Consider the following 23,644-nt stretch of genomic DNA (forward strand, 5'->3'; position numbering starts at 1 on the left):
AAAGTAGAAAAACCTGTCGTATTTTTCGCACCCAGAAAAGCGACCGCGAACCCACCACATCCACCACGCTAACTACCAAAACTCACCAGCAAAAAACCACGCCGTACACCCGCATTTTCGCAAAAACCCCTGCAAAAACACCCATCCACCACACCCCGAAAATTACCGCCGCAAAGTAACCATCGGACCACCCACCGGATGGCAAAAAACTTTCCCATGACTCAGCGCGATCCGCCTCTGCGCCAGCCCCGCCATCTCCGGATCGTGCGTCACCATCACGATCGTATGTCCGTTTCTGTGCAGGTCCTGCAACAGCTCCGCCACAATCGTCTGATTCGCCGCATCCAGGTTCCCCGTAGGCTCATCCGCCAACAAAACAGGGGGGTTATTGATCAAAGCCCGCGCAATACATACCCTCTGCTGCTCCCCGCCCGATAGCTCGCTCGGCAGATGCGACACCCGCTTGTCCAACCCCACCCGCTCCAGCGCCGCCCGCGCCTCCGCCTCATCCGTCATCGAGTGGAAGTACTGCGCCAGCATCACATTCTCCAGCGCCGACAGGTAGGGAATCAGATGAAACTGCTGGAAGATAAACCCAATCTTATCAGCGCGAAAGCGGTCCAACTCCGTCGCCGACATCGAAGCCACATCGACGTTATCGATCTTCAACTCTCCCGACGTCGGCCGGTCCAGACACCCAATCAAGTTCACCAGCGTACTTTTGCCTGAGCCCGAAGGCCCGGTGATCGCAACCCATTCTCCTGCAACGATGGAGAAGGTAGCATCGCCCAACGCCCGCACCACGCTGCCATGCCCCGCATACTCCCGCGTGACCTGCTTCAGCGCAATCACAGCGCAGTCATCCCGCGTACTTCCGTAAGGATCAACAAGCGGTCCGGTCTGAACTTTCGCTTCGCTCACACTCACTATCCTCTCATTCTCCCTTCAACAGCGCAGCCGGCTGCAATCCGCGCAGCACACGCACTGGGAACAGCGCAGCCAGCGCGGCGATCGCCACATTCAGCAGCAAAACCAGCGGCAGCACCGACAGATGCGGCAGCGTCGAAGTATGAAAGTTCCCCTCGCTGATCACCCACGCCGCCGCCGAGCCAACCACAAACCCCGCCACCACACCCGCCAGCGCCAACACCAGAGCCTCTAATAAGAACATCCCCATCAACTGCGTCTGCGACCCGCCCAGCGCCTTCATCAGCGCAAAGTCACGTCTCCGCTCCAGCACACTCGCGGAGAGCGTTGCCAGCACACTTACAGCCACGGTCAAAGCAATCAGCAGAACCGCGCCAAACATCAACGCATGGGTTCGATCCACAATCTTCGACTCGCCCTCCACCAGCTGCCGCACCGCCTGCACCTGAGCCTCCGGTAGATCCTGCCGCAGCCGCGCCATCGTTGCCTCAATCCGCGCCGAGTTGCCCGGAATCTGTAGCTCGATCACGCTCGGGCCTACGCCTGTCCACGCGGTAAACGCGGCCAGCGGCATGTAGATGCGGCTATCTTCCTCGCCGCCCGTCTTCACTCGTCCGACACCACGTAGCGTCACCGCATGCCCTGCGTAGGTCAATCCAACAGAACGCTCGTTGCCCACGAACTGCGCGGCTCTTTGCCCGAGTAGTACAGCATCTGTCGCGCCATCCTCTGGCCAGTGATCGACCTGCCACCACGAATCCAGCCGCCGCACGGCGCTGAAGTCTGTGCCTGCAACGACTACCGGTGTTCCAGTGTCGGTCGTCGACACAGCATAGCCAAACTCGGCCGCGAGCACGTCTGGTCCGGCTGCCTCTCGCACGCGCACCAGTGCATCCGTTTGGAGCGCAGTGTTTGCGGGAGCCGTGATTACGACGTTCGCGCCGAAGCTGCGAAACTCCTTGTGCAGCTTGGCGTCGAGATCCGCGTAGAGGGTGAGCAGGGCTGTTGCCACACCAGCCGAGACAGTCATCGCGACCAGTGCGGCGATGCTTCGCGCCCTACGGTGTACAAGCGACCGCCGCAGCATTCCGAGCAGGCTAAGCGTGGCCATCAGGCATCCGCCCGCAGAATCGCGGATGGATCCATCCGCAGCGCCGCACGTATCGACGGTGTGCTTCCTACCAGTGCCACCACGAGTGCCAACGCCACCACGACCGGCAGCAGCACGGGGATCAGCACAGCCTCTGCACTGCCTCCGTCACCCGCAAAGATTCTCGCTCCCAGCCACGCCGCCAGCCCCGAGCCGAGTAGGTAGCCCAGGGTGCCCGCGAAGATGGCAAGTAGGCCAGTCTCCGCATAAAACAACATTGCAATCGCGCCTTTGCTTGCGCCCAGCGAACGCATCAGGCCGATTTCTCCACGCCTCTCCAGAATGGCGGTCGCCATCGCCGCGCTCACCGCAAACCCAGCTGCCAGTAACGCCGCCGCACTGATGAGCCACATCAGGCCGCTGATCCGGCTCAACACATTTCCTTCGCTCTGCTCCACTCGCCGTACCTGCTCCGCTTGCGCGCCGGGAATCGCCTCACGGATTTGATACGCGATCGAGTTCGCGTAGGGACGGCAGTACCAGATCTCACGCTTGGCTGGAGTCAGGGAGTCAGGATCGACGCGGGCGAACGCGTCCTCTGGCTTGGTGCGGGCGCTGACTTCAACCCGCCGCACACTGCCTGTTGCGCCTGCGAACATCTGCGCATCCTGCAACGAAAGCAGGATCTCGTTTTCTGTGTCGTCCCCTGTTGTAACGATCCCCACGACGGTTGCGGTTGACGAAGAAGCACCGACACCCGGTGCGGCATGAAGGGAGAACTTGTCGCCAACTTTTAGTCCCAGTTGTTGTGCGAACTTCATACCAACCGCCACATTCATCGCGTTTTGCGTTGCTGCGTTAGCCGTTGGCCAAGCGCCATGTAACTTCCACCAGGGATGCAGCGCCGGGGCTCCGGTTTTCAGTCCGCCGAAGTCGTGATCGAACCAATAGCCGACGGCACGAGCAGGGAAGAGCGTTCCACCGGACTGCCGGGCAGCCGCGAGTTCGACTGGAAGCTCCGGGGAGACACCTGTGATGTTGTTGCCCCAGAAGATCGTCTTCAGCTTGGGCAGGTCGCTCTCCTTGAGGTAGGAGCCACCTGAAGCCGGCTTTACGTCTACGCCGCCGATCTTTACATCCAGCAGATCTGCTTTGGGATAGATGACAATGTTCGCGCCATACACTGCCAGCTCTTTGTGGATTCGGTCGCCGATCGTGGTCGCAAGCGCGAGCATGGCGGTTACCGCGGTTGTGCCGAGCAGGATCGCGATGCCAGCCAGCAGCTTGCGGCGGCGCTGTCTGCGAAAGCTCTCCATGAGCAGGCGAAAGAACATTACCGTTCGAACACCGGAGCCAGTTCGCGCAGATCGGCCGCCTGAATGACAAGCTGTCCACCGCCGACTGCCGATTTTAGCGGAATCGGATTACATCCACCCTTCATGCCCATGGAGCTCGCGTTCAACGGCGAAGCGCACATCTTGCACGTAATCCCCTGATCCCCGATATAAAAGCCAACCGGTCCGCAGATCTGGCAGGCGTCGGCGACCGAGACGATATTTCCATCGGGCTTTTTGAAGAGCAGAAAACGAATCTCTACGCTGCCGCCCTTGCCATCGTCCACATGCACACCGAAACGGTGGAGTTTATCGTCGTTGATGTCTGCCGTCGGCAGTGTTACCTGCGAGCCCACCAGAGTTACAGCGGTGGTAGGGGATAGGGCCGTTGAGCTCTTCGCGTAGATGAACTCCGCCGTAGAGAGGAAGATGAAGACAAAGCTGGTCGCGACGACGGCGGTCATCCACATCTTTTCGCGTCTCAGGCTCCACTCCGCACGGCGCTTGTCGGCGGGGCTTGCATTTGCGCTTAGTACAGCGGGGGTACGGCGCTTGTATTCCATCAACATCATCAACCCGGCGAGTGCGAGCATGGTGACGAAGAAGAAGAGATCGTTGCGAACGATGGGACCAATGAGACGCATCTCCGCCGTACTGGATGGGAGGACGCCGTTCTCGCTCAGCTCGTGAAGCCCGCTGACGATCAACTGGAATGCCACAAAGTAGAGGATGACTGTCGTGACGCGGAAGAACCGCTGCAGGTTGATCTTTACGCTGCCGCGAATGAAAAGTACTCCGAAGACTACGGCGACCGCGATTCCCAGAAGAGTTCCGGTGAAGCTTAGCAGTTCGGTCGAGTTTAGCGTCACTGCCGAAAGAATAAGGACAGTCTCGACGCCTTCGCGAAGCACAAGGAGAAAGACGAAGAAGAATAATCCGATCTTCGATACGCCCTTCGCGCCCGTGTACTGCGAGATCTTCTCTTCGATCGAGCCCTTCATCGTTCGAGCTGTCTTATGCATGAACCAGATCATGCTGATGACGAAGGCCGCGGCGGCCAGCATCACCCAACCCTCGACGATGTCTGAGTTGTATGCGGTGTGGGCCACCACCACTGCGACGGCAACGCTGGCCGTGATGGCTGATCCGAGTGCCCAGAATACGGTGCGCTTCAGCTCGGTTCTGCCGATCTTCGACAGGTAGGCGAAGACGATGCCTACGATCAGCGATGCTTCTACCCCTTCGCGGAGTGTGATGATAAATGCCTGCAGCATAAGTCTTTCTCTTCCCTGCAAGGACCTGTATCAAGCTGGCTTCAGGTCGGTCGCGCGGGTAGCTCTCCACGACGACCTGATTGGTCCTTGTTTCATTCTCTAGTGTATTGAGGACTAATTTGGTCGTCAATCGCTTGCAGGTGTTTCGAGGCCATATTTCGACATTAAAGACAAAATGATGACTATTCTTGCTCAATGATTCTTCGTCGCATCTCGTCCGGAATTCCATGGCTCTTCGTCTTGCTACTACTTCTTGGCTCGCTTTCACTTCAGGGAGCTGCACGACTGCCTCCGGCAACGATTCTGCTAATGCGCCATGCAGAAAAAACCGATGGTAGCGCAAATCTGTCTCCGGAGGGCTTTGAGCGGGCCAAGCGCCTAAGTGAACTCTTCCTGCCGGAAGGCACGAGATCGGATCTGCCAAAGCCTCAGTTTCTCTTCGCTACTCATGAGAGCGCTCACTCCGATCGGCCAGTCCAGACCGTCGAGGACCTCTCGAAAGCTCTGAACCTGTCCATTAATGATGCGTTCAGAGATGAAGACTATGCAGGACTCGCAAAGGAGTTGCTCAGCGGTAGGTATGCTGGCAAGGTTGTGCTTGTGGTCTGGCACCATGGCAAGATTCCGCAGCTGACGAAGGCACTTGGAGCGACGCCTCCTTATACCCCATGGCCTGAGCAGCAGTTCGACCGCATCTGGCGCATTGACTATGTACATGGCAAGGCAACGGTGCGCGATCTTCCATTCGCACTGATGCCAGGGGATTCCCAGTAGGAGTTGTCGGTGCTTGCTTAGCTTGTTGGGGGTGTGAGGTCGTACTATGGTGCGCCCGGAAGGATTCGAACCTCCGACCCTTTGGTTCGTAGCCAAATGCTCTATCCAGCTGAGCTACGGGCGCACATTGCAGTAGAGGCAACCTTTTAAAGATATAGGAAGTTGGTCTGCGGATCAAGTCTCGCGATGGTTTGTAGTGGATCAGTTGAGGAGCTGGGCGTAGTCTGCCTCATCCGTTTATTGGTGCTCCCAATAAGTCGGCAAAGGAAATTTTATCGTGCTAAGGATTGAGCTTTCCACCGATGGCTGCTGTAATCTCCGCCGTCGCTTTACGTAGTATTTTGGTGACCTGGTCTGCGTTCTTGGCGGACTCGGTGTATTGAATGTACGGAACGGTAAGCGCACCGACTGCTGAACCGCGATCGTCCAATACAGGAAAACTTATATTCATGACACCCTTCACGAGATAGCTGGCACGCTTTTCATAGCCTGCCTTTCTGATGCGCGCGAGGTGTACGTCAAGATCTCGTGGAGGCTTCTTGCCGGTCTCTCTGCTCCATTCCACGAGGGTTCTCTCGCGCTGTGCATCATTCAGGTGAGAGAGAATGACATAACCGCTGGCTGCTTCCATCAAATCTACGGTGGATCCGAGTTTTACGTAGAAGCCAAGGTTTGCAGGCGCGTTTACCTGCGCAAGGATCACCACTCGATCGGTCTCCAGCACACCCAGGTGACATGATTGCATGGCTTCGTGAGAGAGTCTGTGCATTACGGGTAAGGCGTCGGCGATCAGGCGTTCTGTTGGAGGATGCTCCTGTACAAGTTTGAAGAGCTTTAACGTCAGTGAATATCGCTCCTCGGCGATCTGAGAGATATATCCACGCCCTTCTAGACAGAGCAACATTCGAAATATCTCGGACACTGTTCGATTCAACCCGCGGGCTATCTGGCTTTTGGTCAGTCCCTCTGACTGGTGCGCAAGCAGTTCAATCACATCCAGGCCTTTTTCGAGCGCAGGTGTGGAATAGGTAACAGTTTTCCCAACCTTTGAAGATCTTCCGCCTCGTTTGCTGACCATAAATCGCTGCTTCTCCTGTGTTATCGCTTCGACACAGAGTACAGGATTACTTTGTTCTCGAATAGAGCTTAAACGTTATTCCAAGCTCCGTAGAAGGTGCAGTTTGCAGGCTGAATCCGAGCTGCGAAACAGACGTTTGCGTCAAGAGTTCAGACGCTTTAGGCAAAGATAGGTGTGTCGCGGCTTGCTGGCAGCGGTTAGGACATTTTCCGTCATAAAACATATTTTTCACATACAATTCTCCCAAATGATTCCACGTCGAGGAACTCGCTTGAATTTATCCCGCAGCCTATCTATCGTCTGTCTCTTCGCGATGAGCATCGCTTCCTCCGCGCAGCCACAGGATAAGCAATTGAAAGCTCAACCTGCGCACCCGGTACCTTCTGTGCAAGATACCGAGACGCACGCTCAGCGCGATGCTCGTATGGAGTGGTTTCGCGAAGCACGCTTCGGCATGTTCATCCATTGGGGGCTTTACTCGGTTCCTGCCGGGACGTGGAAGGGCAAGCAGATTCCAGGCATTGGCGAGTGGATTATGAACAACGGGTCCATTCCTGTAGCGGACTATAAAGCTCTCGCTCCACAATTCAATCCTGTTGCGTTCAGTGCTCATGACATCGTCGCCCTGGCCAAGTCTGCGGGTATGAAATACATCATCATCACGGCCAAGCATCATGATGGCTTTGCGATGTTCGACTCGAAAGCAGATCCGTTTAATATTGTCGATGCGACGCCGTTCAAGCGAGATCCTCTCCGTGAGTTGGCGGCTGAGTGTAGGAAGCAGGGAATCAAGCTGGGCTTCTATTACTCTCAGGACCAGGATTGGACTGCTCCCGGTGGAGCTGCTTACAAGACGGGCGACCATCAGCCCCCGACCTTTCACTGGGATAAGGCGCAGGATGGCGACTTCGCGACATATCTCCACACGAAAGCCATTCCTCAAATGAAAGAGCTCCTCTCTAACTATGGCGACTTTCCCGCCATCATTTGGTTCGATACTCCGACCAAGGACATGACACCTGCTCTCGCCGGTGAGATTGTGGCACTGATGAATAAATATCCCAAGCTCATTTGGAATAATCGCCTGGGTGGTGGCTACGATGGTGACACTGAGACGCCTGAGCAGTTCATCCCGCCTCAGGGATACAAGGGCCGCGATTGGGAGTCCTGTATGACGATCAATGACACCTGGGGTTACAAGTCTTACGACACCAACTTTAAATCCACGGAGACTCTCGTTCGGAATCTCATTGACATTGCCAGTAAGGGCGGCAACTATCTTCTCAATATTGGACCGGATGCGCAGGGTAATGTTCCTTCGGCAGAGGTTGAGCGTCTGCAGCAGGTTGGAAGATGGATCTCAGTGAACGGTGAGTCTATCTATGGCACTCAGCCAACACTATTTGGAGACGAGGCGGGTTCCTACAATTCTAGCGAAAAGGATAGTAAGGGTAAACCGAAGTTTATTCCCGCCTGGAACTGGAGATCTACTACTACCGCCGACAAGATTTACATCGAACTCTTCACATGGCCGACCGGGAAATTCCATCTGAACAAAGTTCCCAGAACAGTCACCAGTGCGTACCTGTTGGCGGATCCATCGCACACTCCACTTAAGTTCACACAGACCTCGGCTGGATTGGATGTTGAACTGCCGTCAAAAGCACTTGATCCCATTGCGACTGTGCTCGTCCTGAACACCGAGAAGTAGGAGTTTGGGCGCGGATTTATATCGCAACTTAGCAAACTTGAAGCTGTTGGAGCAATGGTTGAGAGCCACGCATGTGTTACCTGGAATTTTTTGCCGTGAGGTTGCTTAAGAATCGGTGATGCGACTAAGCCTGAGCTCTCCTCGCGCCGTATCTTTGTTCCGATACGTATCATTTCTAAGCGGAGTTGATTTCAGTTAGGTAACGGCGGCTTTTCAACTGCGATAAAGATAATCCTGGTAGGAGGAATTATGGATTTGGGATTGAAGGATCGCGTGATCGTAGTCACCGGAGGTGGATCGGGGATTGGAGAGGCTGTGACCCGATCCTGTATCGAGGAGGGAGCAGCGGTTGTCGTGGTCAGTAAGATTTCAGACAACGTGAGGAACTTTGTCGAGGAGATGAGTCAAAAGCAATATCGGTGCGATTTTGTGGAGACGCATCTCGAAGATTCAGATCAGTGTCTAAAAGCAGTGGAGTACGTGAAAAAGACGCATGGCCGTATGGACGGCCTGGTTAATAATGCCGGCTCAAATGATGGCGTCGGCCTTGAGAGCGGCGATCCTGGTCGATTTATGGAGAGCCTGCGGCAAAATCTACTGCATTATTATGCGATGGCACACTACGCGCTTCCTCTTCTGAAGGAATCTCGCGGAGCGATTGTCAATATCAGTTCGAAGGTCGCCTTGACAGGGCAGGGCGGCACGTCGGCCTATGCGGCGGCAAAGGGCGCACAGCTGGCACTTACGCGAGAGTGGGCGGCGGAGTTATTGCCGTTTGGAATCCGTGTTAACTCGGTTCTTCCAGCCGAGGTGTTTACGCCACTTTACAAACGTTGGTTGGATACGCAGGCGGACCCGGCAGCGGCGATGGAGAAGATCACGAGACACATTCCATTGGGCCAGCGTATGACCGAAGCTTCGGAGATCGCAGCAATGACAGTTTTTCTGCTCTCGTCGACCAAGTCCGGCCATACAACGGCTCAGCATCTGATCGTTGATGGTGGGTATACGCATCTGGATCGCATATTGACTTGATCCCATGCTTGGACATTTTGTCTTCGTTCTTTACAGGATTGTTTACAAATATGCGCCACCCTTTTCATGAAGTTGATGCATCACTCGAGATTTTGATTGGAATGAAAGTAAGGCGATGATTGGGACAGGTTTGAATCCGAGGACCGCGCCGACGTTTCCGATAGCAGCGAAGGCTGCGCTTGGGGATATGCAACTGCGAAAGAATGTGCGGCATGCAACGGATGTGATCCAGGGTAAGCGGGCTCGCGTGGTGGGCGAGATGCCGGACTGGCAGCAGCTACGCGAGACGGGTAGACAGATCCGCCAGCATACGATGGAACATTTGGATTTCTATCTGGAGGAGTTTGAGACGAACTGCACTCGGGCGGGCGGAATGGTTCATTGGGCTCGGGATGCGGAAGAGGCACGAAGGATTATTGTTGGGTTGGTAAAGGCTTCCGGTTCGGATGAGGTCATCAAGATTAAATCGATGACGACGGAAGAGATTCAGTTGAACTCCGCGCTGGAGGCGGAGGGAATCCATCCGTTTGAGACTGACCTAGCTGAGCTGATTATTCAGTTGGGAGAGGATCGGCCATCACATATCGTAGTACCGGCGTTGCATAAAAATCGGCAACAGATTCGGGAGATCTTTCAACGGACGATGAATCTGCCTGAACTTGGGGACAGACCAAAAGATCTGGCTGACGCGGCGCGGATATTTCTGCGAGAGAAGTTTCTCCGCGTGAAGACGGGCGTGAGCGGAGCTAACTTCTTGATCGCGGAGATTGGTGGAGTTTGCGTGGTGGAGAGTGAGGGAAACGGAAGGATGTGCCTGACGTTGCCGGAGACGCTCATCACTGTAGCTGGGATCGACAAGATTTTGCCTCGGTTCCAGGATCTGGAGGTGATGCTGCAGTTGCTGCCGCGGTCGGCGACGGGTGAGCGGATGAACCCTTACAACTCGATCTGGACAGGAGTGAGTGCTTCTGATGGGCCACGTGTGTTTCATGTGGTGCTAATGGATAACGCACGAACCGAAATCCTGGCGGATGAAGAAGGACGGCAGACGCTGAACTGTATTCGCTGTGGTGCGTGTCAGAACGCTTGTCCGGTTTACCGGCAGACTGGAGGACATGCGTACGGCAGCGTATATGCCGGGCCGATTGGAGCTATTCTGACGCCCCAGTTGCAGGAGATGCATTACGCGCAGTCGCTGCCTTATGCATCGTCCCTGTGCGGGGCGTGCTACGAGGTTTGTCCAGTGAAGATCGATATCCCAGAGGTGTTGATCCATCTGAGGAATAAAGTGGTGAAGCAAAACACCGCTGGAGTCGCGGGATTTTTTGATATTGAGGCAACCGCCATGAAGGCTATGGCGACGATCTTTCGAAGCGAACGTCGGTTCCGCGCGGCACAAAGGCTAGGACGTGTAGCGGAGAGTCCACTTGTGCGAAAGGATCAGAATGGCACGGGGTGGATTGGATGGCTGCCGGGGCTGCTGGGTGGCTGGACGCAGGTGAGGGATTTGCAGGAGATGCCGAAGCAGACGTTTCGAGAGTGGTGGGAGAGGCGTGGGATGAACGACTGAGGGGCTTTGATCTCTTGATGTTCTCCGTACTCGCTGTCCTTACGGAATACTGCGCCGTCAGTTTCTGGTCCTTCGGAACTTGCAGGACTTATAAGAAGTTTATTCGCCTTGATGTTTCTGCAAGAAGGATGAGTGTCGTAGCTGTGAAACCTATATAAGTGTTAACTTGATACCCAAACTCCATATCGCAGGGTACGACTCACTTATAGATCGGTTTGCAGTTCGAATCAGTTCAACCTCTAACGGAAGCCTGAATCGTTGGAGTCGAAGCTATCGCATTTTTGATCTCTTGATTACTTGCCATTAAATTGAATATTGCCTGGGTAAGCTTTTCGTCAGCTTTAGAAGCTTGTCGAATTTGCACTGGGAAACGTGCCCACAGTTGGAACGAGCCTCCGTTGAATTGGAGACGCGATTCTACGATGGGTGGGTCGATGGGCGCCTGCATCCAATTCTCGACTCCCTGGTGCTGCGCCTCGATTGTGGTCTTATATTCGCTATACACAGCATTCACTTCTTTTATTACTGCCTCGCAGACGATCTTGTAGTTTGCAGTATCGGTGAGTTTGACGATTAACTCATGCCAAGCGTATTCGGTGCCCGGCATTTGTTTATAGAGAGGGGTGCCAGCTTGAAATAAAACGGCGTTCGAAAAAACGGCGATGCGGCCTGTGGGATTGAGTTCTGTCCCGCTGCCGGCTAATTCCATCATGTAGAAGCGTACAAGGCCAACGTCGATTACATCTCCGGTTACCGATGAGATAGTGATGCGATCTCCAACTTTCACTCCATATCTTCCTATGATGAAGAAATAGGCCGCTACCGAGAGCAGAATCGTCTGAAGGCCAACTGCGATACCTGCTGTTATAAAGCCGGCAAACGTCGCAAGTGAATTGAACTGGGTGACGAATCCAAACAAGATAACGATTATGGACAGGAAGCCGACGACGATCCTGCGGACGATGAGAAATTGACGGCGACGGCGAATATCTCGTATGTACTTGTTTGTGGCACGGCTCCATACTTCGCCACCACCCAGGATCAATGCCAGAGCTACTCCGATCACAAGAATCCTGAGCAAAAGCGCATGAAGAATGCTCTTATATTCGCGGTCAACAGATGTCTGCCAAGCAGTGAGGTTTGCGCGGTTCTGTTCTAGGGTAATGATCTCTTGGCTCAAGGGAACGGCTGCAGCCGACAATGCCTTGAACCGAGTAGTAATGGACTCAATATTGGGGGGAGTAGCCGAGCCTGACCCTATCTGGTTTGGTGGTTGCGAGGAGATGGGGGCAGTATTTTCGGCTTGCTGTGAGAGTAGTTGTCCCTGCTGGATCGTACTGCGAATGATCGCCGAAAGTGGTGTTCTAAGAGATAGAGCTTGCTTATGAAGATCATTGTTATAGTCGATCAGTGTATCTAAGGAGTGCCGTGTTTCGAACAGCTGGAATAAGACCGTGCCTTGACTGGTAACGCCGGAGGATCGGGCAGATTCGAGCGTTACAAGTTGGGTAGATGCGGTCTTATTCTTACTCTGCAACTCTGGTATAGATTCCTGCAGCCGGTCGATGTCTGCTGCGAGTCCGGTATCGCCCTTAGAGGTAGAGATTCCAACGATCTTTTGTAGGGCGTCTTTCATCGCATTGGCCAAATCGAGAGCGCCCTCAATCTGCTTTTTTTGTAACTGAAGCGCTGCGATATCTCGTGGTTTCGCGCCCTCAATCTGTTTATCCAAGGTAGATTTGCGTGTCTCTAGATCGCTGATCTGCTTTTCGGTATTTTCTTCGGTGGAACGCATCTTCTGTTGCTCACTGGCAGAGGAAGAGGTGGCTGATGTCTGTTGGACTGCTTGATATGCCGCCATAAGTCCGGCTTGAGCCTTTGCCGATTGAAATGCAAATCCCGCAAGCTGAGATGAAAGAGATGCGGCCTGATCGCTATAAACGACGTCGTTCGGCTCTCCCGATTTCTGGATCGGTTGAGTGGAAGCTCGATAGAATTGAATGACAGAGTTAAGGTGGGCAACTAAAGCTCGAGCCCTGGCTTCAGTCTCGAACCCCAGACTGGGCGGCTGCTGCGAGAAAGACAGATTTTTTTGCCCAATCAGCCCAAAAAGCAATATGAGTGTGACCAGATAAGAGATGTTCGTTATGCTAAAGATTCCTGCAGACCGAAACCTGTGATTTAGGTTCTTGCGTTGGCCCTGTAACAATGTCACCTCGTGTCGTCGTCGGACTTTGAAGATATAAGTAAGATGCTGAAGATTTGGAGCAAGGCAGTCCAAATGGGTTGGATGCTCATGTCTTTCGTGAGCCGGATCGCAGCGAACTCGTATCGCCGGTGGCGAAAGTCTGCACGGCACACAAGCGGTGATGGCTAAATAATGATAGCTGTTTAGTACTTGCATGGCGAAGAATGTAAATCTTGGGCCGCCGAAACAGTAAGTCGGCAAAAAGTTCTCTGCTTCGACGGGACAATCGTCTGCGTATGATCAGTTGGAGAACAATAGAAGGAATATGGAGGAAACAACGTGAATTTAGATTTCGCTGGAACCGTCGCAATAGTTGCAGGTGGCACAGGTGGATTGGGGCGTGCCATAAGCCTAGCGTTTCTTGAGGAAGATGCAAAGGTAGTGGTTACGTTTCGGCATCAGGAAGAGTATGCCGCCCTGGAGAAGGCGGCAGGAACGAAGCGAGAGCTGCTCGAAGGATATCTCGTCGATGTGACAGATGAGGTTGCCATAGGCCAATTCATTGATCAGGTTTTGGCTAAACATGGCAAGCTCGGCGCTATGGTGAATACGGTCGGTGGTTATGTAGGTGGCGTCAAGTTGTGGGAGCTCGAAACAAAGGTTCTTGAGCAGATGCTGGCCCTCAACCTTCATTCAACTTATGAGCTGTCGCGTGCAGTGATACCGGTGATGCTCAAACAGGGAAGAGGCGCGATCGTAAATGTCGCGGCGAAGTCTGCGGTTGATCATGGAGCAGGAGCATCTGCCTATGCTGCGTCTAAGGCGGCTGCTCTGGCGATGATGGATTGCCTGGCAGCGGATGTGAAAGGCAGTGGGGTCCGAGTAAATTCGATTCTTCCGAGCATTATTGATACGGAGATAAACCGAAAAGCCATGCCGGGAGCCGACTTTGCGGCCTGGCCAAAACCTGAAGACATCGCTCGTGTCATATTGTTTTTGTGCAGTGATTATGCCAGGGTGATTCATGGTGCGGCCATTCCAGTTTATGGTGATAGCTAAATACTCGATGAGTTTTATTAAGTCCAGATTTTGATCAGACAATCGCTATGGCGTGCTTGCTGCGGCTACCTGTCCATGAACAGCAGGAGAGATCTCCCGCCGATAATCACCTTCTCTATCACTTCCTTCTCTGTAAAGGGATTAGTGATATCTTCCGTATCGATAATTTGAACCCACCTGTCTTTTGACACGCATGGCGGAAGAGTGAACTGCACACCATCCTGTGCCGCGTTGACAATCAGCAGAAAGCTATTATCAGCAACAGGGTCTCCCTGATCATTGGTGACCTGAAGGGTCTGGCCATTCAGCAAGACACATATAGAGCGATTCCATTCTGTATTCCAGACTTCGTCGGGCACCTGCTTGCCATCGGTATTGAACCATGCAGCATCCTGAACGATGGTGCTCTGTCCAGCCTTTCGAATCTCGCGATCCTGGAAAAATTTGCGACGATGCAGGTTCGGATGTGACAGACGAAACTTGATGAGACGCGCAGTGAAGTCGCGAAGCCGTTTGCGCGGTTCGTCGAGATTCCAGTCGAACCAGGTGAGTTCGTTATCTTGACAGTAGCTATTGTTATTTCCTCGTTGTGAACGAGCCACTTCATCACCGCCCGTCAACATCGGAACTCCTTGAGAAAGCATTAGCGTTGCCAGGAAGTTTCGCGTCTGACGTTCGCGCAGAGTGTTGATGCCTTGATCGTCTGTTAGCCCCTCGGCACCCATATTCCAGGAGTCGTTATCGTTCGTACCGTCCTTGTTGTCGTCTTGATTTGTCTCGTTATGCTTTTCGTTGTAACTCACGAGGTCGCAAAGCGTAAAACCATCGTGAGCAGTAACGAAGTTAATACTCGCATAGGGTTTTCGACCATCGAATTGATATAGGTCGCTCGATCCCATGAGGCGATTGGCGAAGTCGGATAGCTGGCTCGGGTCTCCACGCCAGAAACGACGAACGGTATCGCGGTATCTGCCGTTCCACTCCGCCCAGAGAACAGGGAATTGGCCCACTTGATAGCCACCCTCTCCGACGTCCCAGGGTTCTGCGATAAGTTTTATACCTGCAAGGGTCGGATCTTGATGGATAGTGTCGAAGAAGGAAGACAGCCTACTTACGTCGTGGAGTTCGCGAGCGAGTGTCGCGGCCAGATCGAAGCGAAAGCCGTCCACATGCATCTCTGTTACCCAGTACCGCAGGGAATCCATGATCATTTTGAGAACTTGGGGGTTACGGACGTTGAGAGTATTTCCTGTGCCGGTGTAGTCCATGTAATAACGTGGATTCTCTGTCAACCGGTAGTAGGTTAAATTGCAGACGCCCCTCCAGCTGAGTGTAGGACCTAGCTGATCGCCTTCGCAGGTATGGTTATAGACGACATCCAGAATTACTTCGATCCCGGCGGAGTGAAAGGCTCTGACCATCTCCTTGAACTCGTTTACTTGGCCACCCGTGTCGCCGGATGAACTATATCGAGACATAGGTGCGAAGTACCCGAGGGTGTTGTAGCCCCAGTAGTCTCTCAATCCTTTATCGACCAGATGGCCCTCATCGATGAAGTGGTGGATCGGAAGGAGTTCGACTGCCGTTATACCGAGCTTCTTAAAATAGTTGATGCTCGACTCATGACTAAGGCCCGCATAGGTTCCGCGTAACTTTTCAGGCACCATCGGATTTTGAATGCTGAAGCCGCGAACGTGAACTTCATAGATGACGGAGTCAGCGAGCGGGGTCTCGGGTGGGCAATCGCCTCCCCAATCGAACTTGCTATCGACCACCACAGATTTAGGGACGCCGGCCGCAGAGTCCTGCGTGTCGATCTTGAGATCATCGCCGGAGGCTATATCGTAGCCGAAGATCGGTGCTTTCCAGTCCACCTGACCTGAGATGGCTTCAGCATACGGATCGACGAGGAGCTTGGCTGGATTGAAGCGATGCCCCCTCTCGGGCTCCCATGGGCCGTCGATTCGATATCCATAGAGTTGCCCAGGCATGATGTCACGGATCAAACCGTGCCAGACAAAGGCGGTGCGCTCGCGAAGGGGAATGGAGTCTGTCTGTTTACCTTGCGGATCGAAGAGGCAGAGATCAACACAAGTGGCTCCCTCGGAGAAGATGGCGAAGTTGGTGCCTTTGCTGGAAACAGTGGCGCCGAGAGGGTAGGGGCGTCCGGGGAGAAGAGTCCGATTCATGCCTTTTTGGATGCGAAATCCTTAGATCAGTTGCGCTGCGGGGAGCTGCGAATCTACAGGCCATTCAAAATCATCGTCTTCTTCGCTACTTTGCCATTTTATCGAGGTGCCGATAGCCATCGGTGGCGATGAAGGCGGTGAGAAAGATGGTGAAGTTATAACTGGCGTGGATGAGTGTAGAGGCAAGGACCGAGCGCAGACGAAGACGAACGGCACTGAGAACGAGGGAGACGCAGAAGAGCAGCAACAGCACAGGCCAGGCGTAGGAGACCTGCTGGCCGTGAAGGGCAGCGAAGAAGATACTGGTGAGCACGGCGGAGAAGATGTAGGCGGGCATGGTGATCTTGTTTGAGGAGTTCCAGAGATCGCGCGCGGCTGAAGTGCGGGGGAGGGCGATCCAATCGTAGGCGATGGCGAAGGCGGGGAGAAGGAATCCGCGAAAGCCGATCTCCTCAAATAGAGGCGCGAGAAGGGTGCCGAAGATGGTGATGAGCCACACGTCGGCTGGAGTGCGGAAGAAGTCGTCCATGGGGATATTCTTCGGCATGGTGGCCAAGGATGAGGCTGCCTGTACAACAAGTGAGAGGGCGATGCCGATGGGGATTAGTTTGAAGGCGTTGCGGCGCACGGCATCAGGATTCGCCTGAAGGCCTTCGGGGAATGGGCGCTTCCACAGAAGGGGAAAGATAAGCCAGGAGATAGCGATGGTTGCAAGATAGGTGAAGGTCTCGGAGGCAATGAGGAGCTTAGGGGAGATTGAGGTCTTTGCGGCGGCGATCGTGGTGTGGGAGAGGGGAAGCAGGCTTAGCTGAGCGAGAAGAAGCAGAAGTCCGGCGATGGAAAGAAAAAGCGCGGCGTGGCCTAGGTTGGGAATTCGCGTGGGCGGCTCTACCTCCCGTGGTGAGTTAGGTGGTTCGGGAAAGAATAGGGTGGTTTCATCCTCTGTAGTGCCGGGCACAGGAAAGTGCGGGACGGTGGCCTCGGGCTCCTTCGGAACATAGAGGTGTTGCGATGACGGAGATGGTGTGGGAGTGAGGTCGCTCATGCTTTTTTCGTGCGTGATGAGGGTACAGCCTTGACAGCTTTTTTGGCGGAAGTCTTTGTGAGTGCGGCTTTCTTTACGGATTTCGATGTGCGGCCCTCTGCGGGCTTGATAGAGCTTGCTGTGGCCCGACCGGTCTTCTTTTCGGGAGCGATGAATTTGCCGCGGGCTTCTTTCTTCTTATCGGGTGCAGCAACGATGTTAAGCGATTGTGGACCAGCGTGGCTGGCACCGTTGCGGCTTGCGAAGTCGGTGGCGTGCGTTGAGTAGTGCCGGGCGAGGAAGCTGCCAGTGTGAGACTCGCGGACGGTCGCGACCTGCTCAGGCGTACCGTGCGCGATGATGCGACCACCGCCCTCGCCACCCTCAGGGCCGAGATCGAGGATGTAGTCGGCGTTGCGGATGATGTCGAGGTTGTGCTCGATGATGATTACGGTGTTGCCGAGATCGGTTAGCCGGTGGAGAACTTCGAGGAGCTTGCGGACGTCGTCGAAGTGAAGACCAGTGGTGGGTTCGTCTAGAAGGTAGAGGGTGCGGCCAGTTTGGCGCTTGGATAGTTCGCGGGCGAGTTTCATGCGCTGGGCTTCGCCGCCGGAGAGGGTGGTGGCTGACTGGCCGAGGTGGATATAGCCGAGGCCTACGTCGACGAGGGTCTGAAGCTTGATGTTTACGGTGGGAATGTCTTTGAGGATGGGAACGGCGTCGGCGATCGGGAGGTCGAGGAGGTCGGCAATGCTGTAGCCGTTGAACTTGACGGAGAGAGTCTCCTGATTGTAGCGACGTCCGTTACATACTTCGCAGAGGACATAGACGTCGGGCAGAAAGTTCATCTCAATGCGGCGCTGGCCTTCACCCTGGCAGGCTTCGCATCGTCCACCTTGGACGTTGAAGGAGAAACGGCCGGGCTTGTAGCCTCGCTCGCGGGATTCGGGGAGCATGGCGAAGAGGTCGCGCATGGCGGTGAAGACGCCGGTGTAGGTGGCTGGATTGCTGCGTGGCGTGCGGCCAATGGGGGACTGGTCGATCTGGATGACCTTATCGAGCTGGTCGATGCCGATGACCTTGCCATGCTGGCCGGGTTCTTCGCGGGAGCCGTATAGTTCTTTGGCGAGGGAGCGGTAGAGGATATCGTTGACGAGCGTTGATTTACCGCTGCCGCTTACCCCAGTGATGACGGTCATGATGCCGAGCGGGAAGTGAGCGGTAACGTTTTGCAGGTTGTGGGAGTGGGCGTCTTCTACGGTGATCCAGTTGTTGGTGAGGGCGCGTGGCTCTTTACGAGCCACGATTTCGATCTTTCCGGCGAGATATTGCCCCGTGATGGACTCTGGATTGTCCATGATCTGCTGCGGAGTCCCGTCGGCGATGAGGTGGCCGCCGTTTTTTCCAGCTCCGGGGCCGAGGTCGAGGACGTAATCTGCCTTGCGGATAGTGTCTTCGTCATGCTCGACGACGAGGACGGTGTTGCCGAGGTCACGCAGGTTTTCGAGTGCGGTGATGAGGCGCTGGTTGTCACGCTGGTGAAGACCGATACTGGGCTCGTCCAGCACGTAAAGAACGCCGCGAAGGCGCGAGCCAATCTGTGTAGCCAGACGGATGCGTTGTCCTTCGCCACCCGAGAGCGTTGCGGCGGAACGGTCGAGGGCCAGGTAGCCGAGGCCGACGGCATTGAGAAACTCCAGGCGTTCTATGATCTCGCGCTGGAGGCGATCGGCGATGATGCGATCCCGGCCTGTGAAGTTCATGTTGCGGGCCGAGGTGAGGGAACGCTCGAGCGGGAGGGCGGTGAAGTCGGCGATGGATGCGCCGTTTACTGTAACGGCGAGAGACTCCGGGCGCAGGCGTCGGCCCTTGCAGACGGGGCAGATCGTCGCGGACATGTACTGCATCATGTACTCGCGATAGCCCTCGGATTTGGTGTCCTCGAGGTTGGAGCGGAGATAGTTGAAGATGCCGTGGAACCCGGTGCGGCCGGCCTCATTGCGCGGGGGACCGTAGAGGAAGAGGTTCTGCTGCTCGGTGGTTAGATCTTCGAAGGGCTGCTTGATGTTGATCTTGGACTTTTCGGCAAAAAGCTTGATGAGGCGGAGGAGATAAGCTGAACCGCTGCCGGGCCCCATGGCGCCGTCGAGTAGAGGCTTAGACCAGTCGGTGATCGTCTTTGCAGGGTCGAAGTCGTAGATGCTGCCCAGGCCGTGGCACTCGGGGCAGGCACCGTAGTTGGAGTTGAAGGAGAAGCTACGTGGTTCGAGGCGGGGAACATTGATTCCGCAGTCGGGGCAGGCCATGGAGCTGCTGTAGAGGGTCTCGTCCATGCCGTGGATCGCGATGAGGACGAGGCCGTTGGCCATTTGAAGAGCCTTGGTGACAGAGGTTTCCAAGCGGCGGAGATCGTATTTGGGGACGACGGGGGTGAGGGATGCGTTGACGTTTCCCTCTGGAGGTGGCAGCGGTTTAAGAATGATGCGATCGACGATGGCTTCGATCGTGTGGTTCTTTCGCTTTTCAAGGCGCATGCCTTCAGTGAGTTCGGTGATCTCACCGTCGATGCGGGCGCGGAAACCCTGCTGGTCGAGCGTTTCGAGCTCTTCGCGGAACTCGCCCTTGCGTCCGCGAACGATGGGAGCGTAGACAGTAATACGTTCTCCGGGCGAGAGGGCGGCAATGCGCTCTACGATCTGCTCCGCGGACTGGCGGGTAATGGGGCGGTGGCAGTTGGGGCAGTGCGGTTGGCCTACGCTGGCGTAGAGGAGGCGCAGGTAGTCGTAGATCTCCGTGATGGTGCCTACGGTCGAGCGAGGACTGCGGCTGGTGGTCTTTTGTTCGATAGAGATAGCGGGGGAGAGTCCGTCGATGGCATCGACGTCGGGACGCTCCATCTGGTCGAGGAATTGGCGGGCATAGGCGGATAGAGTCTCGACGTAGCGGCGCTGGCCTTCAGCATAGATGGTGTCGAAGGCAAGCGAACTCTTGCCGGATCCCGAGAGGCCGGTGACCACAGTAAGGGTGTTGCGCGGAATGCTGACGTTGACGTTGCGCAGATTGTGCTGGCGTGCGCCGCGGACGGTAATGTGTGTAATACCCATGGAAGGTCTCAGGCGCTGTTCGGCCAAGTCTCTAGAATACGGCATTTTCGGGTAACGAGATGGATTCCCCAATTTTGACCGGGGCAACCCCATAATGGGAGGATGTATCCGAAGTTGCAACAAATTTAGTTTTCGGGTCATTGTAATTGCCGATAAATTTGTAACAATAGCGACGGAATAAATAGGCCGCCGGAGACGAAAAAGTCAGTTTTGCGGTGTGGACTCAGGGGTGCGTTTGTGATTTTGTCGATTATGTTGATCTGTGCGGTGTTGATCTCGTTAGGGGCGGGTGTGCTGGTGGCCTACGGAATCTGCACGGGAATGTTTGGGATCTTCCGTATGCATGCACGGCAGGTAGCTGCGGAAAAGATGGCGGAGGACATGGTGACTCCTGCTCAAGTCCTGAAGGGCTAGAGTAGGGTGGAGTGACTATCTAGGCAGAGTAGCGACACTTCGGCTGAAACGACCAAAGAATCTGGTGTTCTGTTTCACAAACACAAAACTACAAAACTGAAGAGAATTATTGAGGAGCGGTTGGTTGCTGCTGCTGGCGCATACGCTGGAGTTGCTCGTATATCTCTTGCGGAGTTTTGACTCCGTTCGGGGAATCGGGCTGGGCAGCGCTGGTAGGCGTGGCTCCTGGGGCTGCCGAGGTGGGTTCGTTCTGGTTGTGAGGTGCTGGTGACGGGGGCGTGCTGGCGGGCTCGGGTTCTGGCTCCGTGGATGATCGAAGCTCCTGACGATCGTCGAAGGCAGGAGCGTTAGGACTTGGGGGGGTGGGCCCTCCCTGTCTTGGGGTGAGAATAAGTTCGGCGGGACCATCTCCGTCGCCGGGAACAAAGAGCATGTTACTGCCGGTGCCGTCGAGAAGTTTTGCAAGTATCTGAGGCGCGGGCGCGGGGCCATATTGGCCGAAGACTCGTTCGTCGGTGACGCCACCGGTGATCTTCAACCCGGTCTCATGAGCGATCTGACGAAGAATTTGATTGAGACTCGCGTTGTCGGCGGAGATGGACAGAACGCCATCTGCGTAGGCCACCTGTGCGTGCTTGGGCGGTTGCTGCGACGGAGTGGGGGGAGGAAAGGGAGTTGAAGCAGTAGCATCTGCGGGTAGCGATGGAACCGTTGCGCTGGGCTTTGGCATCGGTGATTGCGCCAGCAGTGCAGAGGCGGTTAGGCCTAAGGCGACTACAAATCGAACTGGCGCGACACTTAGCATGTTTTGTGGACGTATCTGAGCGTATGAAGGTAATCCAATTGTAGAGATGTACGCCGGGATTAGTCTATCGCGGAGTTGCTTTGTGAGAGCTTGGATAGCGGTAAATTGAGGGGGATAGATTTTCATAGGCGATAAGAGAGGCCGGGTGCGCTGAAATTTACAAGAAAAGCAGAAGAGAAAGAAGCGGCTATAAAGCGGGAATATGCCGGCAAGGTTGTTTGTACTAGACTGGCAGTGGCCTTCAGGGAGTCCCGCGTAGTACGTGCGGCTCAATGGGAAGGCCGACGGCGGGCATGATGATGAGACTCAGGATGAGTTTGCTGGCGTTGGGGATGCTGGTGGCTACAGGTGCCTCTGGCGAGGTGTGCACGACGCAATCGCAGATGACGGCGGCGGACCGTGATGCGCTGGCGTCGGCGGCGCATGGTTTGGCTGCGAAGGTGCAGGCTAACGACGTGGCTGGGCTGCATGCGGCAACTGCAGCCGAGTATGCCAAGGATTTGAGCGGGATTGGCGATGTGGTGGGCGGTGCATCCGCGAAGGTCAAGGGCGGCACGTTAACGGTGGAACAGGTTTATCTTCTGGATGGAAGCCAGTTGAAACGGAGTGCAGATGGAACGACTACGGAGGCGCAGTTTTTTTGTTCGCTGAACAAGACGGTCGCGGAGGCAGATTTTCTAATCTCAGGTCTGGCTCCGGGGCAGTATGGATTTGCCATCGTGGATGTAAAGAATGCCAGCACACCGTATCGTTTGTCTTTCCTGCTACGACAGGAAGGGGGACGATGGGGGATGGCGGGATTTTACCCGAAGCCTCTCTTGGCAGCCGGTCACGACGGTCTTTGGTACTGGACGCAGGCACGCATGATGACGGCGCAAAAGCAGCGCTGGGACGCATGGCTGTACTACCAGGAGGCAGAGAGCCTATTGCGTCCGACGGATTTCATCCAGAGCACTCATCTGGAGAAATTGAAGGCTGAAGAGAGTGCGGCGACGCCAACTGTGTTATCTGAGGGTATAAGTGCGGAGACGCCGCTAGTCGTCAAGGGGACTGACGGGGTGGAGTATCGTTTCACTGCGTTGGGTGTGGATGATTCGCTGGCGAAGGAAGAGGTCGATGTTGCTGCGCATCTAAAGGTAGACCAGATAGGCGATGCTGCCGCGGCTCGCAAGCGGAACGCAGATGCAATGGCTGCGCTGTTGAGTGCGTATCCGGAGATGAGAAAGCCATTTCATGGGGTGTGGATCTTCGCGGAAGCACCTGGACAGAATCCGTTTGTTACGGAGCAGGCGATGAGCGAGATCCATTAGAGTCGTGATGTATTGATGGTGTGGTCTTTGGAAGTGATCTTCAGGGTAGAACTGACATCTTATTGGTTAGGCGGTTCAGAAAGAGAACAATGACAACGATCAAAAAAACATTGAGCCAGGCAATCCAGGAGAGACGGGCGACGCCGAGTTTTGATGGGGCGCCGATCCCGAGTGAAGATTTGAAGCAGATTATTGATGCGGGGCTGCACGCCCCTAGTGGGTATAACATGCAGCCGTGGCGGTTCGTGGTGGTGCAGTCGGCGGAGCAGAAGAAGAGGCTGCGTGCGGCTAGTTATAACCAGGGCAAGGTGGAGGAGGCGTCGGCAGTGATTGTGGCCTGCGGCGATGCGGACGGCTGGCGCAAGGATCTGGACCTGATGCTGGAGCTAGGGCGCAAGGGTGGGATGCCGGAGAGCTATGCGGCGCAGGCGGAGAGTAGCGTACCGATGTATATGTCCAGCTTCAGCAGCGGCCAGATGCAGGGGTGGCTGAATAAGCAGGTGATGCTGGCGTTTACGCATATGCTGTTGATGGCTGAGGTGTTGGGATATGATACGGCTCCGATGGAAGGGTTCGAGCAGGACAAGGTGCATGAGGTGCTTCGGCTGCCGCTGAGCTATTGGGTGGTTGCACTGCTGGCGATCGGGCATGCGAAGGGACCGGACAAGTTCTACGGAGGGCGCTTCGACATGGCGCATACTGTGTTCGGGGAAGAGTTTGGCAAGCCGTTGAAGTAGAGGACGCACGGAGACGATTGA

The 23,644-nt window shown here is 55.1% G+C and carries 18 protein-coding genes and 1 tRNA gene; 8 read left to right on the plus strand and 11 right to left on the minus strand.

What is annotated here, in order from left to right; translation table 11 throughout:
* Window positions 1-162: 162 nt before the first annotated feature.
* From GSQ82_RS19280 to GSQ82_RS19295, 4 genes are read right to left on the minus strand one after another with little or no spacing between them, the layout of a single operon-like run.
* Complete coding sequence (locus GSQ82_RS19280) at window positions 163-921, minus strand: ABC transporter ATP-binding protein (RefSeq protein ID WP_158793925.1); 759 nt, start codon at window positions 919-921, stop codon at window positions 163-165.
* Window positions 922-934: 13 nt separating this feature from the next.
* Window positions 935-2,038 (minus strand): ABC transporter permease, encoded by a 1,104-nt coding sequence (locus tag GSQ82_RS19285; RefSeq protein ID WP_158793926.1) that lies wholly within the window; start codon window positions 2,036-2,038, stop codon window positions 935-937.
* Entirely contained in the window at window positions 2,038-3,351 is a 1,314-nt protein-coding gene (locus tag GSQ82_RS19290; protein ID WP_158793927.1) for an ABC transporter permease, read from the minus strand. The genes GSQ82_RS19285 and GSQ82_RS19290 overlap by 1 nt, the downstream gene beginning before the upstream one ends.
* Window positions 3,351-4,625, minus strand: a complete 1,275-nt coding sequence (locus GSQ82_RS19295) for a Fe-S-containing protein (protein ID WP_158793928.1) — start codon at window positions 4,623-4,625, stop codon at window positions 3,351-3,353. The genes GSQ82_RS19290 and GSQ82_RS19295 overlap by 1 nt, the downstream gene beginning before the upstream one ends.
* Before the next feature lie 309 nt (window positions 4,626-4,934).
* On the opposite strand from GSQ82_RS19295, the gene GSQ82_RS19300 reads away from it, so the two are divergent.
* The gene (locus GSQ82_RS19300) at window positions 4,935-5,399 is read left to right on the plus strand and encodes a hypothetical protein (protein WP_216847127.1); all 465 of its coding nucleotides are present in this window, start codon (window positions 4,935-4,937) and stop codon (window positions 5,397-5,399) included.
* Window positions 5,400-5,446: 47 nt separating this feature from the next.
* On the opposite strand, the gene GSQ82_RS19305 is transcribed toward GSQ82_RS19300, so the two are convergent.
* Window positions 5,447-5,523 (minus strand) — tRNA-Arg (locus GSQ82_RS19305).
* 156 nt (window positions 5,524-5,679) lie between these two features.
* Window positions 5,680-6,477 (minus strand): IclR family transcriptional regulator, encoded by a 798-nt coding sequence (locus tag GSQ82_RS19310; protein ID WP_158793929.1) that lies wholly within the window; start codon window positions 6,475-6,477, stop codon window positions 5,680-5,682.
* Window positions 6,478-6,748: 271 nt separating this feature from the next.
* On the opposite strand from GSQ82_RS19310, the gene GSQ82_RS19315 reads away from it, so the two are divergent.
* The 3 genes from GSQ82_RS19315 (at window position 6,749) to GSQ82_RS19325 (ending at window position 10,793) form a co-directional block, all read left to right on the plus strand.
* Entirely contained in the window at window positions 6,749-8,188 is a 1,440-nt protein-coding gene (locus GSQ82_RS19315) for an alpha-L-fucosidase (RefSeq protein WP_158793930.1), read from the plus strand.
* A gap of 249 nt (window positions 8,189-8,437) precedes the next feature.
* Window positions 8,438-9,223 carry an SDR family oxidoreductase gene (locus tag GSQ82_RS19320; protein ID WP_158793931.1) on the plus strand — a complete coding sequence of 262 codons (786 nt, stop codon included), beginning with the start codon at window positions 8,438-8,440 and terminating at the stop codon, window positions 9,221-9,223.
* A 115-nt stretch (window positions 9,224-9,338) separates the two neighbouring features.
* Window positions 9,339-10,793: a LutB/LldF family L-lactate oxidation iron-sulfur protein gene (locus GSQ82_RS19325; RefSeq protein WP_158793932.1), complete on the plus strand. Its 1,455-nt coding sequence runs from the start codon at window positions 9,339-9,341 to the stop codon at window positions 10,791-10,793.
* A gap of 232 nt (window positions 10,794-11,025) precedes the next feature.
* On the opposite strand, the gene GSQ82_RS19330 is transcribed toward GSQ82_RS19325, so the two are convergent.
* Window positions 11,026-13,242, minus strand: coding sequence for a mechanosensitive ion channel family protein (locus GSQ82_RS19330; protein ID WP_254061784.1), 2,217 nt, complete (start codon window positions 13,240-13,242; stop codon window positions 11,026-11,028).
* 78 nt (window positions 13,243-13,320) lie between these two features.
* Here GSQ82_RS19330 and GSQ82_RS19335 point away from each other — a divergent pair, with 78 nt between their 5' ends.
* Window positions 13,321-14,040, plus strand: coding sequence for an SDR family NAD(P)-dependent oxidoreductase (locus tag GSQ82_RS19335; RefSeq protein WP_158793933.1), 720 nt, complete (start codon window positions 13,321-13,323; stop codon window positions 14,038-14,040).
* A gap of 65 nt (window positions 14,041-14,105) precedes the next feature.
* Here the strand turns inward: GSQ82_RS19335 and glgX are convergent, their stop codons facing one another.
* From glgX to uvrA, 3 genes are all read right to left on the minus strand, one after another.
* Complete coding sequence (gene glgX / locus GSQ82_RS19340; protein ID WP_158793934.1) at window positions 14,106-16,229, minus strand: glycogen debranching protein GlgX; 2,124 nt, start codon at window positions 16,227-16,229, stop codon at window positions 14,106-14,108.
* An 85-nt stretch (window positions 16,230-16,314) separates the two neighbouring features.
* Window positions 16,315-17,274 carry a CPBP family intramembrane glutamic endopeptidase gene (locus GSQ82_RS19345; protein WP_158793935.1) on the minus strand — a complete coding sequence of 320 codons (960 nt, stop codon included), beginning with the start codon at window positions 17,272-17,274 and terminating at the stop codon, window positions 16,315-16,317.
* Window positions 17,271-20,357: an excinuclease ABC subunit UvrA gene (gene uvrA / locus GSQ82_RS19350; RefSeq protein ID WP_158793936.1), complete on the minus strand. Its 3,087-nt coding sequence runs from the start codon at window positions 20,355-20,357 to the stop codon at window positions 17,271-17,273. The genes GSQ82_RS19345 and uvrA overlap by 4 nt, the downstream gene beginning before the upstream one ends.
* Before the next feature lie 237 nt (window positions 20,358-20,594).
* On the opposite strand from uvrA, the gene GSQ82_RS19355 reads away from it, so the two are divergent.
* A complete protein-coding gene (locus GSQ82_RS19355) occupies window positions 20,595-20,771 on the plus strand; it encodes a hypothetical protein (protein WP_158793937.1) in 177 nt (58 codons plus the stop codon).
* 106 nt (window positions 20,772-20,877) lie between these two features.
* On the opposite strand, the gene GSQ82_RS19360 is transcribed toward GSQ82_RS19355, so the two are convergent.
* Window positions 20,878-21,501 (minus strand): hypothetical protein, encoded by a 624-nt coding sequence (locus tag GSQ82_RS19360; protein ID WP_158793938.1) that lies wholly within the window; start codon window positions 21,499-21,501, stop codon window positions 20,878-20,880.
* Window positions 21,502-21,887: 386 nt separating this feature from the next.
* On the opposite strand from GSQ82_RS19360, the gene GSQ82_RS19365 reads away from it, so the two are divergent.
* Entirely contained in the window at window positions 21,888-22,886 is a 999-nt protein-coding gene (locus tag GSQ82_RS19365) for a hypothetical protein (protein ID WP_254061785.1), read from the plus strand.
* A gap of 89 nt (window positions 22,887-22,975) precedes the next feature.
* Window positions 22,976-23,623, plus strand: a complete 648-nt coding sequence (locus GSQ82_RS19370) for a nitroreductase family protein (protein ID WP_158793940.1) — start codon at window positions 22,976-22,978, stop codon at window positions 23,621-23,623.
* Window positions 23,624-23,644: the final 21 nt, after the last annotated feature.

Source organism: Granulicella sp. L60, assembly GCF_009765825.1.
Taxonomy (GTDB): Bacteria; Acidobacteriota; Terriglobia; order Terriglobales; family Acidobacteriaceae; genus Edaphobacter.

What these genes read in the sequence shown, in the direction of transcription:
- GSQ82_RS19285 (WP_158793926.1), bottom strand. Translation starts at nt 2,038, where the DNA reads ATGGCCACGCTTAGCCTGCTCGGAATGCTGCGGCGGTCGCTTGTACAC.
- GSQ82_RS19290 (WP_158793927.1), bottom strand. Translation starts at nt 3,351, where the DNA reads ATGTTCTTTCGCCTGCTCATGGAGAGCTTTCGCAGACAGCGCCGCCGC.
- GSQ82_RS19295 (WP_158793928.1), bottom strand. Translation starts at nt 4,625, where the DNA reads ATGCTGCAGGCATTTATCATCACACTCCGCGAAGGGGTAGAAGCATCG.
- GSQ82_RS19300 (WP_216847127.1), top strand. Translation starts at nt 4,935, where the DNA reads ATGCGCCATGCAGAAAAAACCGATGGTAGCGCAAATCTGTCTCCGGAG.
- GSQ82_RS19310 (WP_158793929.1), bottom strand. Translation starts at nt 6,477, where the DNA reads ATGGTCAGCAAACGAGGCGGAAGATCTTCAAAGGTTGGGAAAACTGTT.
- GSQ82_RS19320 (WP_158793931.1), top strand. Translation starts at nt 8,438, where the DNA reads ATGGATTTGGGATTGAAGGATCGCGTGATCGTAGTCACCGGAGGTGGA.
- GSQ82_RS19325 (WP_158793932.1), top strand. Translation starts at nt 9,339, where the DNA reads ATGATTGGGACAGGTTTGAATCCGAGGACCGCGCCGACGTTTCCGATA.
- glgX (WP_158793934.1), bottom strand. Translation starts at nt 16,229, where the DNA reads ATGAATCGGACTCTTCTCCCCGGACGCCCCTACCCTCTCGGCGCCACT.
- GSQ82_RS19345 (WP_158793935.1), bottom strand. Translation starts at nt 17,274, where the DNA reads ATGAGCGACCTCACTCCCACACCATCTCCGTCATCGCAACACCTCTAT.
- uvrA (WP_158793936.1), bottom strand. Translation starts at nt 20,357, where the DNA reads ATGGGTATTACACACATTACCGTCCGCGGCGCACGCCAGCACAATCTG.
- GSQ82_RS19360 (WP_158793938.1), bottom strand. Translation starts at nt 21,501, where the DNA reads ATGCCAAAGCCCAGCGCAACGGTTCCATCGCTACCCGCAGATGCTACT.
- GSQ82_RS19365 (WP_254061785.1), top strand. Translation starts at nt 21,888, where the DNA reads ATGAGTTTGCTGGCGTTGGGGATGCTGGTGGCTACAGGTGCCTCTGGC.
- GSQ82_RS19370 (WP_158793940.1), top strand. Translation starts at nt 22,976, where the DNA reads ATGACAACGATCAAAAAAACATTGAGCCAGGCAATCCAGGAGAGACGG.